Source organism: Priestia sp. SRI_019, from assembly GCF_057586255.1.
In genome coordinates this window covers 1632257-1647061 of record NZ_JBYCZN010000001.1, presented here as the reverse complement: position 1 = coordinate 1647061, position 14805 = coordinate 1632257, and the positions used below count along the sequence as shown (strand labels likewise).

The window sequence follows — 14805 nt, the reverse complement described above, 5'->3', positions numbered from 1 at the left end:
AAAATCCCTTTTACCAATCGTCTCCTCCATCAAAAAAATCTCCATCCAACAGATCCTCCCCGGCTTCTTCAATATCTTCTCCAATTTCGCCAAGCGCCGAGTCTTCAAACATATCATCCATCAAATTCTCAATGAGCAGTCCGCCTAACATACCGGCTGCAAAGCCTCCCATTGCTCCTCCCAAACCGCTCATACGTGGGTGGTGTGAATGCTGATCATAGTGAGAAGGCTTATAATACTCATAGTCTCGAGGATTTTCCATCATCTCTTCCATCGCTTCTTCCAGCAAGCGAGCGATAGTGGATGGCTGGCTTAGTTCATCATTTGTAAAAAAGAGTTCGTTTTTTATTTCCCTCTCTCGGCCGAAAGAAGGCAAATCCAGCTCCAATAACACGCGAATACCTTCTCGTTCAATGGCTACCTCAAACTCAACCTCATTTACATACCCCTTTAAGAAATCCGTAGGAAAAAATGCAAATTCTTGTTTGTATCCGTTAAATTTTCCTGAATGATGTTTTTCTCTAAACCCAAGTGCTTCAAATCCCTCTACTAACTGATATAAGCTTTTTGGAGCTTTAATGCGCACAGGATCCCGGTCTGTTGAATCTACTCCCCCTTCAATATCTAAGTGTGTCTTAAAGAAATAGCTGACGTTGCTCGCAGAGATTGGAAGATCCAAAGGTAAATGATATGTAAATGGAATTTCTTTTTTCTCGCCTTCATTAATTGTAAATGAAGAAGCTGCGCGCAGGCTTTCCACACGATGTGTATGCATTTGACCGCTTTTCATTTGAACTTCAAGCCAAAATTCAACATCAATTAAATTAATATGTTGCTGAACGTTTCCACCTTGGATGATAATAGCTCCTTCAATTACATGACCGAGCGTATAGGCCGTTTCATTTAGGCGTAAATCTACTTTGGCAGCTCCAACTCCAATTTTAGCAAACATTTTTTTAAACATTTTTTTTCCTCCTCCAAAATGCTCTTACTATATATACGAAGTATACCGTTTATAAGTTTCAACTTACAAAAAAAGAACTCAATTTCTTGAGTTCTTTCTGCTAAATCAACGCTTCATTTTAATTCAATTATTTATTAAATTAAAACACCCAGCCCCAACAGCAGCGACGTCTTTTACAACCGCCGTGGTTACCGCCATGACAACCACCGTGACCTCCGCCGTGGTTGCCGCCATGATTACCGCCGTGACCTCCGCCATGACAACCGCCATGATTACCGCCATGACCTCCGCCATGGTTGCCACCGTGATCTCCGCCATGGTTACCGTCGTGACCTCCGCCATGGTTGCTCCCATGATGGCATTTTTTATGTCCAGAACGATGATCATCATCATGTTTAGGACAATGATCGTTATGCTTATAATCGTTATGACAGCATTTTCCTTCATGGCTGCTTCTTGGATCATAGCCAGAAGTTTTGTAATAATACTGATTAGAACACCAGCAACACTTCTTTTTATTGTTGTAACTCACATAAACCATCCTTATCTATAAATAAGATTTATATAGGCAATTTTATACCTATATATAAATAGATTATGTAAACTAGTACAAGGAAGTGCATTGCTGTGGGCCATGACCTAAGCCTGTTTTTAGGAGTATGTACGGGGGAGATAAGACAAGAAAAAAAGCCATCTAGAGATGGCTTTTTTATATTTGATTTTTCACTTTACTTGCGCTTTCTGCATAAAACTCTAGAATTTCTCTTCTTCTCACAATTCCAATAAATACACCTTGATCATCCGTTACAGGAACAAAATTTTGGTCAATTGCCTTTGAAAGGATGTTTTGAACTTCATCATATATAGCAACTGGGTTATAATCTTGATAGCGGTCAATCTCTGTTAATTTAATATTTTCCGTATCTTGAAAGCGATAGTCTCCTAGGCTTTTTAACTTCCAAAGAAGATCTCCTTCAGTAAGAACGCCCACATATTTACCATCATCGTCAACTAGCGGAACTGTAGAATAGCGATGATACTCCATTTTTTCAAGAGCCTGTCTTAATGTGGATTGAATATTTAGTGTTACAACATCACTTTTTGGTACTAAGAAAAATGCAATATTCATTTTTTAATCTCCTTTTCCTTACCCGCTCATCTTACAATTTCTATTTATTTTTTCAGTTTTCGGCTTATTTTAATGTTTTAATCATACAAAATGCAGCTCGCAGTTATCTTACATTTACAACTATAAGCTGTCAATCCTAAGCTATGTAATTTTGACTTCTTATTTTCTTTATTACAGTACCCGTTTTCTAAATAATCAAATCCTAATTTTTAGAAAAACACGTCTAGTTAAAATAGTGGTTCCTGCAGCTGCTTCTTTATACTAATAAGGGCCGGAAGAGCTACTTTCAGCTCTTCTTCTCTGCGATAAGAACGCAACTGAACCTCATTATATGCTCTGTTTATACTTGTTGACTCATGAAAAAATCCCACATGATTCGACTAGCGTTGGGGCCTTTAGGGTCTGTATAGCTGCCCGCTGAGTTCCCTCCTGACCATGCATGACCCATTCCATTGATAATATATTTATCAATAGCCAATTCTCCCTTGCTGCTTTCGTAGCGATATGTTGTATAATCCCGTCCAAAGAGAATTTTTTCTTCTCTCGTTTTAACCGGGCTATCTTGAATCCATCCATCTATTCTTCCGTTATAAGCAAGATTATTCGTTGTAATCCACTGGTGAACCACTTGATCTGCATTGGCTACATTTACCGTAGAATCAGCGTTACCATGAAATACAATGAGCGGCAGTGGCTTTGCCCGTTTCCCCATTTGCTGATAAGCAATTCTCCCTTGTTTAACGGGGGAAGGACCTTTACTGGCCATGACAGAATACGCATTAAATACGTTAAGAGCCGCCTGATATTCGATACCTGCTGACACACCTATTCCAGCAAACAGTTCTGGATACGTTACCCCCATAACGATGCTCATTGCTCCTCCTGCTGACAGACCGGCAATAAACACTTTATTTTTCTGAATAAAGTGCATGTTTTGGACTTTTTTTACAATTCCTGCGATAATAGCTGGTTCGCCAAACCCTCTAATTTGATGAAGAGGTTCAAACCAGTTCCAGCATTTATTCATATTTGAGTTAGAAGACTGCTGTGGATATACGACAATAAATTCTTTTTCGTCGGCGAGCTCGTTCATTTGCGTGCCTATTGCAAAATCATCTGCATTTTGTGTACATCCATGCAGCATAACCATTAGTGGGTAAGATTTTAAAATATGATAGGATTTAGGTAAATAGACCTTGAATTTTTTTCCTTTATGAGTATATGTTTTAAATGATTCAGATGACGCTTCTTGTTGTTCACTTGAAGACACAAGCGTTGACGTATTTATAACATTAGGTAGTGAACCCAACATGGTACCCCTCCTCTTTTTGTCAACGTTTTCATTTTTCTTCCCAATTACGTCCTGTATTACAATACTACATATTATTTCGTTTTTTTGCACGTTCTACATACTCTGAGAGTACAACTTGTTTTGGTTTTAAGCCGTTTTTTATCTTCTTAAAATTTGGGATTTTTTTGCTATATATATACTTTATTACTATATATGAAAATTGTCACTATAATCATGAAAAAAGGACAAACATGCCGTTTGCCCTTTTATTTGGACCCTGATGTTTAAATACCCTTTGCCGAATTAAGCCTCTATACTTTTATTATATGATGCTCCCTATCATTTATATGAATTTATTGCTCTTCATGTTTAAATCTGTAACTTTTACTATTTCATACTCTGCTTTTTATTCACCAGTTCTATCGTAGCAAACGGCAAGGTGCAGGTACGGAAGCCACGTTGAAAAAGAAGAATCTTAAAGAGCAAATATTTTTGTTTAACCTCTGCTTCGTTCGCAACAATCGTACAAGGGCTGATTGTAATCACTCTTTTCCCCTCCGTTTGCTTAAATAGGTATAGCAAAGAGATGCTATTGGAGTAGATTCCTTTATTTTGCATACATTTTTTAGAAAACTATGGTAAAAATAAGACTTATCATATGGAGGTGAATAAATTGGCAAATATCCCAAAGGATACTGAACCCTACTGGCGCGATCATTTAAAGTTTCCAACATACCCATCTCTTTCAGAAAATCGAAAAGTTGATGTTGTAGTAGTAGGAGGCGGTATTAGCGGTATTACAACAGCTTATTTATTACAAAAAGAAGGACTGAACGTGGCGTTAATTGAAGCTGATAATATTTTAAATGGTACAACCGGTCACACAACAGCAAAGATTACAGCTCAGCATGACGTTATCTACGATGAGCTGCTTTCACACATTGGCGAAGAAAAAACGCTGCTGTATTATAAAGCAAACGAACAAGCTCTGCAGTTTATGAAAAACTTAATTCAATTGGAAAACATTGACTGTGATTTTTCGGTACAAGATGCTTACTTATACGGAGAAACGCTGGAGTTTGATCATCGAGTTCGTAAAGAATTTCGAGCTTATCAGCGATTACATATTCCATGTGAATTTGCAACAGAGCTTCCTTTTAATTTTGATATTAGGGCAGCAGCTATTATGAAAGATCAAGCTCAGTTTCATCCGTTAAAATATCTGCTTCATTTAGTCAAAAAATTCACAGAAAGCGGCGGATTGATTTTTGAAAACACCGTAGCAACGGACGTAGAAGAAAGCACGGCGCCCACCGTTGTCACAAGAGACGGCCATCGAATTTCTTGCAAATATGTAGTGGCGTGTTCACATTTTCCATTTTATGATGGAGCGGGCTTTTACTATACGCGCATGTATGCCAAACGTTCGTATGTGTTAGCAGCAAAAGTTGAACAAGCTTACCCTGGAGGCATGTATTTAAGTGCTGATCAGCCTACTCATTCGCTGCGTTCAACAAAAGTTGACGGAGAAGAACTCATCTTAATTGGCGGAGAAGGCCACAAAGCTGGACAAGGAATTAATACTATGTTCCACTATGAGTCCCTTCAGAGGTTCGCCGAAGAAAATTTTACTGTTCAACATTTTCGTTACAAATGGTCTGCACAAGATTTATTTACGCTTGATAAAATTCCATATATCGGTCCCATTAAAGAAAGCAAGCCAAATATCTTTATTGCCACCGGATTTAAAAAATGGGGCATGACTCATAGCACCATTGCAGCACATATTATTCGAGATGCAATAACCGGAAAAGACAACCCATATGCAGAGTTGTATAATCCATCTCGTTTTTATGCGGACCCTAGCCTTAAGCATTTCTTTCGTCAAAATCTTGATGTGGCTGAACACTTTATTACCGGTAAGTTTTCAATGCCTGAAAAAGGACTGGATCAGCTCCAAAATGATGAAGGGTCGGTCGTATATGTAAGCAGCAAACGTACGGGGGCTTATAAAGATCCTCAAGGGAAGCTTCACTGCGTCGATACTACATGCACGCATTTAGGATGTGAAGTGAATTGGAACGCTGGTGACCGCACGTGGGACTGCCCTTGTCACGGTTCTCGTTTCTCTTACGACGGATCTGTGGTAGAAGGCCCTGCTAAAAAGCCGCTTACACCAGTGGATGTCAATTCAAGCGATAAAAAAAGCACGCCGTAGGGCATGCTTTTTTTATCATTATCAATGGATTCACATTTGAGTTTACTCTTTACATCCTTCTTTTCTAAAGTATCGATTATACACCAAAACCATTGCATAAATGACTAAAAAAGAAAACGTAAAGATAATTAACCTTCCAGATTCAGGGACATGATCAAGATAGTCTGTTTCAAAAAACATAACAAACATCAAAAATGGCAATAAAAACAAAAACCAAATAAAATCTCGATCCATAAACATTTTTATAAAAAATAAAATGGCCCCGATGTAGACAATCATCAAAAACATAATCATTCACCAAATTCTATTTAATACTAGAGGTGTTGTAATGATTATATCGGATTTCTCCGGCGAAATATAGAGTCATTGGTTTTAATTTTATAAATTCCTTACAACTTTCAAACTGCTATTTTAACATAATAAGGGAATTTACTACTGTAAAGACTCTAAGTGAGCAAAAAACTGCGGGTAAGAGACGGATACCGCGTCACGATTTTCAATAATTGTTTCCCCTTCTGCAATACAAGAGGCAACAGCGAGCATCATACCGATACGGTGATCTCCGTGGCTGTTTACATTTGCTCCGTGAAGTTTTGCACCTCCGTGAATAATCATTCCATCTTCCGTTGCTTCAATGTTAGCGCCCATTTTGGTTAACTCATTCACTACCGTATCAATACGGTTTGTTTCTTTGACTTTTAACTCTGCAGCATCTTTAATAACTGTAATTCCTTCTGCTTGCGTGGCAGCTAGTGCAATAATTGGGATTTCGTCAATTAAGCGTGGAATTAAGTCTCCGCCTACTTCCGTACCTTTTAAGTGAGAAGCTTCTACAACTAAATCTGCATAGGGTTCCGCTGTTTCTTTTGTTTCTTTGACTGTCTCGATCGAAGCGCCCATATTTGAAAGCACATCTAAAATACCCGTTCGAGTCGGATTCATCCCCACTTTTTGAATTTCAATGCGGCTGTTTGCAATAATAGCCCCCGCTACTAAAAAGAATGCAGCTGACGAAATATCACCAGGCACTTCTACATGCGTTCCTCTTAACGTTTGACCGCCTTCAATTGAAACCGTTAAGCCTTCTTCTTTCACTTTAACACCGAATGCCTCTAGCATACGTTCTGTATGATCACGCGATTTCGCCGGTTCCGTTACAGAAGTTGTTCCTTCCGCCTGCAGTCCAGCAAGTAAAATAGCTGATTTTACTTGTGCGCTTGCAACAGGAGATGTATAGTGTATGCCTTTTGCTTTCCCACCACGAATAACAAGCGGTGTAAAATTAGCGTCTTTTCGGCCGTCTAAATGAATATTCATATCACGAAGCGGACCGGTTACACGCTTCATAGGGCGTTTGGCAATAGATTCGTCTCCAATCAATGTTGAATGAAAGGGTGTATTTGCTAAAATCCCCATCATAAGGCGAATCGTTGTGCCCGAATTTCCAACATCTAAAATATCAGATGGCTCTTTTAGAGCTTGTATACCTTTTCCTTTTACTACGACGCTTTGTTCATCAATCATTTGAATATCTACACCTAATTTTTGAAAGCAGGAAATGGTGCTAAGGCAATCGTCTCCTGGCAAAAATCCGTTAATCGTTGTTTTTCCTTCTGCAATCGAACCAAACATGACGGAACGGTGAGAAATGGATTTATCTCCTGGAATTTGAATCGTTCCTCGTAAAGCTTTTACTGTCACAATACGTCTCTCCTTTTATGCGTGAAGCGAATCACGAAATTCTTTCGCATCTGAAAAGTAATCAAATAATTCGTGACCGTCACCTTTTTCTACTAATAGTTTTACTTGTTCCATTTCTTTCATCCAGTCATCAAGCAATGTTAAAAGCATAGAACGGTTTTGTTTTAGTATATCTCTCCACATATGAGGGTTGCTTGAAGCAATTCTCGTAATATCTCGAAAACCGCCTGCTGCCATTTCCGTGACAAGATGATTCTGTGCTGAATATCCTTTTACTTGTCTTACAAGACTGGTCGCAATCACATGAGGTAAATGACTGACAACTCCAGTGATTTGGTCATGAGTAGCTGCATCAAGCGGTACAAATTGTGCACCTGTAGGCTCTAGCAAATGCATAAGCGCATCTATTTTTTCTTTTTGCTCATTTTCAAACGGCGTTAAAATATAGCGCGCCGAACAAAATAAATCCGCTCGTGCATTGACTGCACCGCTCGTATGAGAACCAGCCATCGGATGTCCGCCAATAAATGAAATACGTTTTTTATTCAGCGCTTCGGCTGATTTCATAATTTCACCTTTGGTACTTCCGACATCCGTTACGATAACCGTTTCTTTAAGCTTCCAAGTAGAAAGGTCGTGTATCCATGCTGTCGTGTACTCTACTGGAGTAGCAAGCACGATATAATCTGCTTGGGCTGCTTCTGTTTTTATATCTTCAGCTACATAATCAACGATACCTAGCTGGTTGGCTACTTGTACTTCATTTGTATTGATATCAGCTCCAACGACTGTGACGTGACGATGCTTCTTCATAGCTAGCGCTAATGATCCTCCAATAAGACCAACGCCAATAAGTAATACACGTGTTTTCACCTTTCATTCTCCTCTATTCATTAAAATTGCTTTGCGTATTCTTCATGTTTTTTTACGTTTTCTTGAATTAACTGAATTCGATCTGCCCCAAATTGATCGATAATAGCAGATGCTAGTTCCCAAGCAATCACTGATTCTGCTACGACCGCTGCCGCCGGTACTGCACAGCTGTCTGAGCGTTCAATACTTGCAGCAAATGGCTCTTTTGTATCAATATCTACACTTTGCAGCGGCTTGTATAAGGTAGGAATAGGTTTCATGACACCTCGCACAACAATCGGCATCCCAGTTGTCATGCCTCCTTCTAAACCTCCAGCATTGTTCGTTTTACGCGTATAGCCGTTTTGTTCATCCCATAGAATTTCATCATGGACTTCACTTCCCGGTCTGCGAGCTGCTTCAAATCCTACGCCGATTTCAACGCCTTTAAACGCGTTAATGCTCATAATAGCAGCAGCTAGCTTTGAGTCTAACTTACGATCATAGTGCACGTAACTTCCTACTGCAGTTGGCATTCCTTCTACTACTACTTCCACTACGCCACCAATGCTGTCTCCATTTTCTTTTGCATCATCAATTGCTTTCATCATTTTCTGTCCCGCTTCTTCATCTAAGCAGCGAACAGGTGACGCTTCTGTTTTTTCCTGAAGTTCTGTCAGTGACTCATATGCCGTTTTTTCAGCTTTCACACCGCCGATTTCAAGTACGTGACATGCAATATTTACGCCTACAGCTTTTAGTACTTGTTTGGCAACTGCGCCTGTGGCTACTCGTACCGTCGTTTCACGAGCAGATGAACGTTCCAATACGTTTCGCATATCTCTGTGGCCGTATTTAATCGCTCCATTTAAATCCGCATGACCTGGACGAGGTTTTGTAATTTGTCGCTTCACTTCTTCATCATGATCAACTGGATCAGCACCCATAATATTTCTCCAGTGAGTAAAATCTTTGTTTTCAACGACTAAAGCAATGGGTGAACCAAGCGTCTCACCGTGGCGAACCCCGCCTTTAATCTGAACTTGATCTTTTTCAATCTGCATGCGGCGTCCGCGCCCATGTCCCTTTTGTCTTCTTGCTAAATCTTCATTAATATGTTCGGCTGTTAATTCAAGCCCTGCCGGTACTCCTTCAATAATCGCTGTTAATTGAGGTCCGTGCGATTCTCCTGCTGTTAAATATCTCATATTATCGATTCCTTTCTGTTATAAAAAATAAAAAACTCGCCCCTACGTCATAGGGACGAGTTTTTCTCGCGATACCACCCTAGTTGCAAACATTGCTTGCCACCTCGAATTGTTAACGATCCGCTGACCGCTCTATAAAAGAGTACTCAAAGAGTGTAATTCGCTCACATTTGTGTACTGACTTCCACCAACCGTCAGCTCTCTGAGACAGGGAAATGTTTGCTACTAGTTTCTTATCACTGTATCACTATGAAATTAAGATAATTTTACTGCTGCACCTTTTAATTCTTCCATGAATTTGTGGAATTCAGGAATGTTCATTTGCTGTGCTGAATCTGATAGTGCTACTGCTGGGTCTGGATGAACTTCTGCCATTACCGCATCTGCGCCGATAGCAATCGCTGCTTTTGCACATGGTAATAGTAAGTCTTTGCGTCCTGTTGAATGCGTTACGTCTACTACAACTGGTAAATGTGTTTCTTTTTTCAAGATTGGAACAGCTGAGATATCTAATGTGTTGCGTGTTGCACGCTCGTATGTGCGGATACCGCGTTCACAAAGAATAATGTTTCCATTTCCGCGAGACATAATGTATTCAGCAGCGTTAATGAATTCTTCGATTGTTGCTGCCAATCCACGTTTTAAAAGAATTGGTTTGTCTACAGAACCTGCTGCTTTTAATAGCTCAAAGTTTTGCATGTTACGTGCTCCAATTTGAATCACATCTACGTAGTCTAGAGCCGTTTCAATATCTTGAGGAGAAACAATTTCACTAATAATTGATAGGCCTAGCTCATCGCCTACTTGACGTAAGATTTTTAACCCTTCCACTCCAAGACCTTGGAAATCGTAAGGTGATGTACGTGGTTTGAACGCTCCGCCGCGCATTAACGTAATGCCTTGTTCTTTAAGCGCTAAGCCCACTTCTTTTACTTGTTCGTAGCTTTCTACTGCACATGGTCCCATCACAAATTCTAAGTTTCCAGGTCCTACTTTTGTACCGTTGATGTCAACGATTGTATCTTCGGATTTCTTTTTACGAGATACAAGAAGTGCTTTGCGGTGATCGTCTTCTTGAAGCTCTAAGCTTGCTTTGAAAATTTCTTTGAAAATATGCTGAATTGTTGAAGCTTCGAATGGTCCATTATGGTTAGCTAAGATTTGATCTAACGATTTACGTTCACGAACTGGATCAAAGCGATTCACACCTTGTGTACCTTTTACTTTTCCGATTTCTTGTGCGATTTCACCGCGTTTATTTAATAATTCTAAAATTTCTAAATTTATTTCGTCGATTTGTCCTCGTAATTGTTCTAGTGATTTTGTCATTTTAAAAATCCTCCTTTGATTTTATAACCTTGAACGGATCTTCTCGTTTAGTTTGTATTGAAAAATCCGTTTTACACCTACACAGCCGCTTATGCGGATATACAAAAAGTCCCTACTGATTGTATCAGTAGGGACGAATTGATCGCGGTACCACCCTAATTGCAAGCATTGCTTGCCTCTTCATTAAGATAACGGCTATTGCCGCTTTTGACTATCGCCAAAAGAAAGCTCCAAGAATGTAATTCGCAATCTCTTTTGTACTGATTCGCACCAACCATCAGCTCTCTGAATACAGGGAAGATTTTGCTACTATGCTCTTTTCATCGCTTGTAATGGATATAAAATTATAACGGACCGAAATACAAAAAGTCCCTACTCACCCTTAAGATTTTTCTTAAGAGTCAGTAGGGACGAAAATTCGCGGTACCACCCTAGTTGCAAGCATTTTGCTTGCCTCTTCATTAAAATAACGGCCAGGCCGTCTTTTCCTGCTCGGAAAAGATGCTCAAGGAATGTACTTCGAAAAAATTTGTGTTCTGACTCGCAGCAACCGTCAGCTCTCTGTTACAGGGAAATTTTTTCTACTAGTGCTCCTATCAACGCTCAGTATTGACTATGTATGTGTACTTGGATAATCAGTTCCGATCGTTTGAAACTGTTTGTCGCTTCCAAGTTGTGTGTAATGTTGTGTGATGTTGATTTGTATTATGAATGGTTTTTTTATCTTCGTCAACACTTTTTATTAATTTTTTTATTTTTTAAAAACCACAGCTCTTTCAAACCCTTCTCTATCAAGAGTTTTGCTGCTCTAATTTTTTTCAAACTTGTATTCCATTTCAGATTCACATTCAATAAATCCATGTTTTTGATACAAGCTTTTTCCAGCGGAAGAAGCATTTAACCATATTCGATTTACGCCACTTTTTTGGCAGTACTGCATCAAATGCTTTAAAACAGCTGAAGAATAGCCGTGCTTTCGGTGATCAAAAGCTGTATACATGTTCATAACATATGCTTCTTTTCCTTGGAGGTTACTCGGTGAAGGCGGACGTATAAAAAATCCGATGCTTCCTGCTGATACAATTTCTCCATCCGCTTTTAAAATAGCCGTATAGCTATTTGGATTATTTATATTTGCAGTAAAATATTTTTCTGTAGCTTTTTGAAACAGCTCCTCGTTGCCGTTTAATTCTCCCAGTTCTTTCATGAGCAACATTCGCAGTTTAACCAAATCCTGAACGTTTTCTAGCGCTGCTTTTTCAACCATGACTTCCCCTCTTTTCGTCTCTTTTACACAAAAAAACTCTCATTATTTGAGAGCTTCATTTAAGCAAGAAAAACAGCTCCGTATACGAGTGCTCCGACAATAACGAACGCTGGATGCACACGCAATTTTTCCAATAAAAGAAAGCTGGCTGCTACTAAAAATAAAGTTTGCCATATCCCTGAATCACCGTATGAATTCATAAAAAATTCATATGCCATCAAGCCCAGTAAAATAGCGATAACGGGACGAATGTAGTTCGTCATTTTCTTAACATTTGGCGAATCTTTATACTTAAATAATATTCGAAGTAAAATAACTAAAAGTAAAACCGATGGAGCAATCGTTGCAAAAAGAGCAATCACAGAGCCTAAAATCCCAGCCTGCTGATATCCGATAAACCCCGCCATTTTTGTTGCAATCGGACCAGGAAGCGCATTTCCAATTGCCAGCATTTCACTAAACTCTTTGACCGTAAGCCAATGGTAGCGATCTACGACTTCTTTTTGAATAAGCGGAATCGACGCAGGTCCGCCTCCATACCCTAAAATATTTGAAACAAAAAACGCCATGAATAGCTGAATATAAATCATACCGATTCCCTCTTCTGCTTGTGTTCAGCACTTTCGCCTTTTTTTCCTTTTCGTTTTAGCGGAATCCAAGCTGCCGCCATAAGAACAATAATAATGACCGCTGGATGGATATGGGCAAATTCCATTAATCCTAAGCTAATAATCAGTAAGATAATAGCTGGCGTCCACCCTAAACCAGACGTTGATTTTTTAAAAAAGTCCCACGTCATAACCGCGAGCATAACTCCCACTACAGGAACAACTGCTTTAGTCATGCCCATAACCCACGGCTGATCTTTAAATTGCGTTAAAGTTGTTAACAGCAATACCATTAAAAAAACGGTTGGAATAACGGCTGCAAATAAAGCTGTCCCGAGACCCAAAATACCGCCGACTCGATAGCCGATGTATCCAGCCAGCTTTGTAGCAATAGGCCCAGGCAGCGTATTGGCAATTGCTAACAAATCGCCAAATTCATCGTCATCCATCCACTTGTACGTATCGACCACTTCTTTTTTTACGAGTGGAATAGCTGAAGGTCCGCCTCCGTAGCCGAGCATACCTGAGCGAAAAAACGCTATAAAAATATCCAATTGTCGCATTTCTCGCGCTCCTTTCTCTGTGATCTAATAAGCAACGACCGCTCCGTCTGTTCGCGCTTCTGTGCCGCCGTATAATACACCGGTTTGTTCATCTCTTAAAATAATCTGTCCTCTTCCAAACGTATGTCTGCTCGTAGCCACATGAATATCATGCCCTTTGCGTTCTAATGCTTCTACAATATGTGAAGGCATTTCTTTTTCCACAAGAACCTTTTTATGTTCAATCCACTGCCATCTTGGTGCATCTAAAGCTGCCTGAGGATTTAGATGGAAATCGATCATATTCATGACGACTTGCACATGTCCTTGAGGCTGCATGAATTTGCCCATTACACCGAATGGACCTACAGCGCTTTTATTCTTTGTTAAAAATCCAGGAATAATGGTATGGTAGGTTCGTTTTCCAGGCTCTAATCGGTTATGGTACTGTGGGTCTAACGAAAAATTATGCCCGCGGTTTTGCAGGCATATGCCCGTATTAGGTACGACAAGTCCTGAGCCAAAATCCATGTAATTACTTTGAATGAATGATACCATGTTTCCTTCTCCATCAGCTGTCGCTAAATAGATCGTGCCGCTATGAGACGGCTGTCCGGCTTCGGGAATAAGCGCTTTTTCGCCAATCAGCCCTCTGCGCTTGTTTGCATAAGAATCATTCAACAAATCTTCAACTGCTACTGTCATTTTATCAGCATCTGTAATGAATTTTTGTCCATCTGCAAACGCTAGCTTCATGGCTTCAATTTGCTTGTGATATGTATCGACAGAATCTTTGGCATCGAAAGAAAAGCCTTTTAGCGTATTTAAAGCTAAAAGTGCAATAAGGCCTTGGCCGTTTGGCGGAATTTCCCACACATCATATCCTCGGTAAGAAGTTGAAATTGGCTTCACCCACTCTGCTCTAAAAGCTGCTAAATCTTCTTTTGCTAAAAATCCGCCGTGTTTTTTCGAAAAAGCTGCTATTTTATCAGCTAAATCCCCTCTGTAAAAAGATTCTCCATTCGTTTCGGCAATTTCAAGCAGCGTAGCAGCGTGGTCCGGTGATCGCCACATTTCCCCTACTTTAGGAGCAGATCCATTGTTGGTGAATGTCTCAAACCAGTGCTTATATTCGTCACCTTTTAACGCGTGTGTAAATCGTTCAAACGCTCGTTCCCAATTGTACCCTAAAATTGGGGAGATTGGGAACCCTTCTTGTGCATACGAAATAGCAGGCTGCAGCACTTCTTTTAACGACAGTCGCCCAAAGCGTTTTGACAGTTCCGCCCACGCACTCGGGGCACCTGGGACCGTAACAGGAACAAAACCGCGAACCGGCATCTCTTTTATCCCCATGGCACGCAGAGCCTCAATAGAGATAGAAGCAGGAGCAGGACCGCTCGCGTTGAGTCCGTATAGCTCTTCATTGATCCACACGAGAGCAAATGCGTCTCCGCCAATTCCATTTGACGTAGGCTCTACAACCGTTAAACAAGCCGCTGAGGCAATAGCAGCATCTACCGCATTGCCTCCTTTTTTCAACATTTCAAGACCCGCCTGAGCGGCAAGAGGCTGACTGGTTGCTACCATTCCATTTTTTCCAAACGTACACGTACGCTGCGATGCATAGGGGTGTGTAAAAAAGTATTCGCTCATAGAAAATCTCCTCTTTTCTTTATATGATGAATAAAACGAA

15 protein-coding genes and 3 other annotated features are annotated in these 14805 nt (G+C 40.1%); of the genes, 1 reads left to right on the top strand and 14 read right to left on the bottom strand.

All coding sequences use genetic code 11. The features are described 5' to 3' along the window. Positions 1-10: 10 nt before the first annotated feature. The 5 genes from AC2YJL_RS08995 to AC2YJL_RS08975 form a co-directional block, all read right to left on the bottom strand. Entirely contained in the window at positions 11-964 is a 954-nt protein-coding gene (locus AC2YJL_RS08995; RefSeq protein WP_028409139.1) for a sporulation protein, read from the bottom strand. Between the two features lie 123 nt (positions 965-1087). Continuing rightward, positions 1088-1411 carry a hypothetical protein gene (locus AC2YJL_RS08990; protein WP_369361099.1) on the bottom strand — a complete coding sequence of 108 codons (324 nt, stop codon included), beginning with the start codon at positions 1409-1411 and terminating at the stop codon, positions 1088-1090. 262 nt (positions 1412-1673) lie between these two features. Continuing rightward, entirely contained in the window at positions 1674-2093 is a 420-nt protein-coding gene (locus AC2YJL_RS08985) for a CBS domain-containing protein (RefSeq protein WP_013057690.1), read from the bottom strand. A 340-nt stretch (positions 2094-2433) separates the two neighbouring features. Next, positions 2434-3405, bottom strand: coding sequence for an extracellular catalytic domain type 1 short-chain-length polyhydroxyalkanoate depolymerase (locus AC2YJL_RS08980; RefSeq protein WP_028409141.1), 972 nt, complete (start codon positions 3403-3405; stop codon positions 2434-2436). 366 nt (positions 3406-3771) lie between these two features. Next, positions 3772-3930 (bottom strand): hypothetical protein, encoded by a 159-nt coding sequence (locus tag AC2YJL_RS08975; RefSeq protein ID WP_195696610.1) that lies wholly within the window; start codon positions 3928-3930, stop codon positions 3772-3774. A gap of 127 nt (positions 3931-4057) precedes the next feature. Here AC2YJL_RS08975 and AC2YJL_RS08970 point away from each other — a divergent pair, with 127 nt between their 5' ends. Further along, the gene (locus AC2YJL_RS08970) at positions 4058-5602 is read left to right on the top strand and encodes an FAD-dependent oxidoreductase (protein ID WP_369361101.1); all 1545 of its coding nucleotides are present in this window, start codon (positions 4058-4060) and stop codon (positions 5600-5602) included. A gap of 42 nt (positions 5603-5644) precedes the next feature. Here the strand turns inward: AC2YJL_RS08970 and AC2YJL_RS08965 are convergent, their stop codons facing one another. The 9 genes from AC2YJL_RS08965 to AC2YJL_RS08925 all read right to left on the bottom strand — a co-directional run bounded on the left by AC2YJL_RS08965 (position 5645) and on the right by AC2YJL_RS08925 (position 14765). After that, a complete protein-coding gene (locus AC2YJL_RS08965) occupies positions 5645-5890 on the bottom strand; it encodes a hypothetical protein (RefSeq protein WP_013057694.1) in 246 nt (81 codons plus the stop codon). Between the two features lie 144 nt (positions 5891-6034). Then, on the bottom strand, positions 6035-7303 hold the full coding sequence (gene aroA / locus AC2YJL_RS08960; RefSeq protein WP_369361102.1) for a 3-phosphoshikimate 1-carboxyvinyltransferase: 1269 nt from the start codon (positions 7301-7303) through the stop codon (positions 6035-6037). Between the two features lie 15 nt (positions 7304-7318). Continuing rightward, entirely contained in the window at positions 7319-8176 is an 858-nt protein-coding gene (locus tag AC2YJL_RS08955; RefSeq protein WP_028409144.1) for a prephenate dehydrogenase, read from the bottom strand. 20 nt (positions 8177-8196) lie between these two features. Beyond that, the gene (gene aroC / locus AC2YJL_RS08950) at positions 8197-9363 is read right to left on the bottom strand and encodes a chorismate synthase (protein ID WP_013057697.1); all 1167 of its coding nucleotides are present in this window, start codon (positions 9361-9363) and stop codon (positions 8197-8199) included. 48 nt (positions 9364-9411) lie between these two features. Next, positions 9412-9612 (bottom strand) — a binding site (T-box leader). Between the two features lie 6 nt (positions 9613-9618). Continuing rightward, complete coding sequence (locus tag AC2YJL_RS08945) at positions 9619-10692, bottom strand: bifunctional 3-deoxy-7-phosphoheptulonate synthase/chorismate mutase (RefSeq protein WP_013057698.1); 1074 nt, start codon at positions 10690-10692, stop codon at positions 9619-9621. 126 nt (positions 10693-10818) lie between these two features. After that, positions 10819-11025: a binding site (T-box leader), on the bottom strand. A gap of 70 nt (positions 11026-11095) precedes the next feature. Continuing rightward, positions 11096-11301, bottom strand: a binding site (T-box leader). A 199-nt stretch (positions 11302-11500) separates the two neighbouring features. Next, the gene (locus AC2YJL_RS08940; RefSeq protein ID WP_230932999.1) at positions 11501-11959 is read right to left on the bottom strand and encodes a GNAT family N-acetyltransferase; all 459 of its coding nucleotides are present in this window, start codon (positions 11957-11959) and stop codon (positions 11501-11503) included. A 59-nt stretch (positions 11960-12018) separates the two neighbouring features. Beyond that, positions 12019-12549 carry a chromate transporter gene (locus AC2YJL_RS08935; RefSeq protein ID WP_014459451.1) on the bottom strand — a complete coding sequence of 177 codons (531 nt, stop codon included), beginning with the start codon at positions 12547-12549 and terminating at the stop codon, positions 12019-12021. Further along, positions 12546-13130 (bottom strand): chromate transporter, encoded by a 585-nt coding sequence (locus AC2YJL_RS08930; RefSeq protein WP_013057701.1) that lies wholly within the window; start codon positions 13128-13130, stop codon positions 12546-12548. Before AC2YJL_RS08930 ends, AC2YJL_RS08935 begins: the two co-directional genes overlap by 4 nt. A gap of 24 nt (positions 13131-13154) precedes the next feature. Then, positions 13155-14765, bottom strand: coding sequence for a gamma-glutamyltransferase family protein (locus tag AC2YJL_RS08925; RefSeq protein WP_369361104.1), 1611 nt, complete (start codon positions 14763-14765; stop codon positions 13155-13157). Between the last annotated feature and the right edge of the window lie 40 nt (positions 14766-14805).

Bases quoted from the DNA above. Each gene is read 5' to 3' on its own strand.
- AC2YJL_RS08995 (WP_028409139.1), bottom strand. From the start codon at position 964: ATGTTTAAAAAAATGTTTGCTAAAATTGGAGTTGGAGCTGCCAAAGTA.
- AC2YJL_RS08990 (WP_369361099.1), bottom strand. From the start codon at position 1,411: ATGAAGGAAAATGCTGTCATAACGATTATAAGCATAACGATCATTGTC.
- AC2YJL_RS08985 (WP_013057690.1), bottom strand. From the start codon at position 2,093: ATGAATATTGCATTTTTCTTAGTACCAAAAAGTGATGTTGTAACACTA.
- AC2YJL_RS08980 (WP_028409141.1), bottom strand. From the start codon at position 3,405: ATGTTGGGTTCACTACCTAATGTTATAAATACGTCAACGCTTGTGTCT.
- AC2YJL_RS08965 (WP_013057694.1), bottom strand. From the start codon at position 5,890: ATGTTTTTGATGATTGTCTACATCGGGGCCATTTTATTTTTTATAAAA.
- aroC (WP_013057697.1), bottom strand. From the start codon at position 9,363: ATGAGATATTTAACAGCAGGAGAATCGCACGGACCTCAATTAACAGCG.
- AC2YJL_RS08945 (WP_013057698.1), bottom strand. From the start codon at position 10,692: ATGACAAAATCACTAGAACAATTACGAGGACAAATCGACGAAATAAAT.
- AC2YJL_RS08940 (WP_230932999.1), bottom strand. From the start codon at position 11,959: ATGGTTGAAAAAGCAGCGCTAGAAAACGTTCAGGATTTGGTTAAACTG.
- AC2YJL_RS08935 (WP_014459451.1), bottom strand. From the start codon at position 12,549: ATGATTTATATTCAGCTATTCATGGCGTTTTTTGTTTCAAATATTTTA.
- AC2YJL_RS08930 (WP_013057701.1), bottom strand. From the start codon at position 13,130: ATGCGACAATTGGATATTTTTATAGCGTTTTTTCGCTCAGGTATGCTC.
- AC2YJL_RS08925 (WP_369361104.1), bottom strand. From the start codon at position 14,765: ATGAGCGAATACTTTTTTACACACCCCTATGCATCGCAGCGTACGTGT.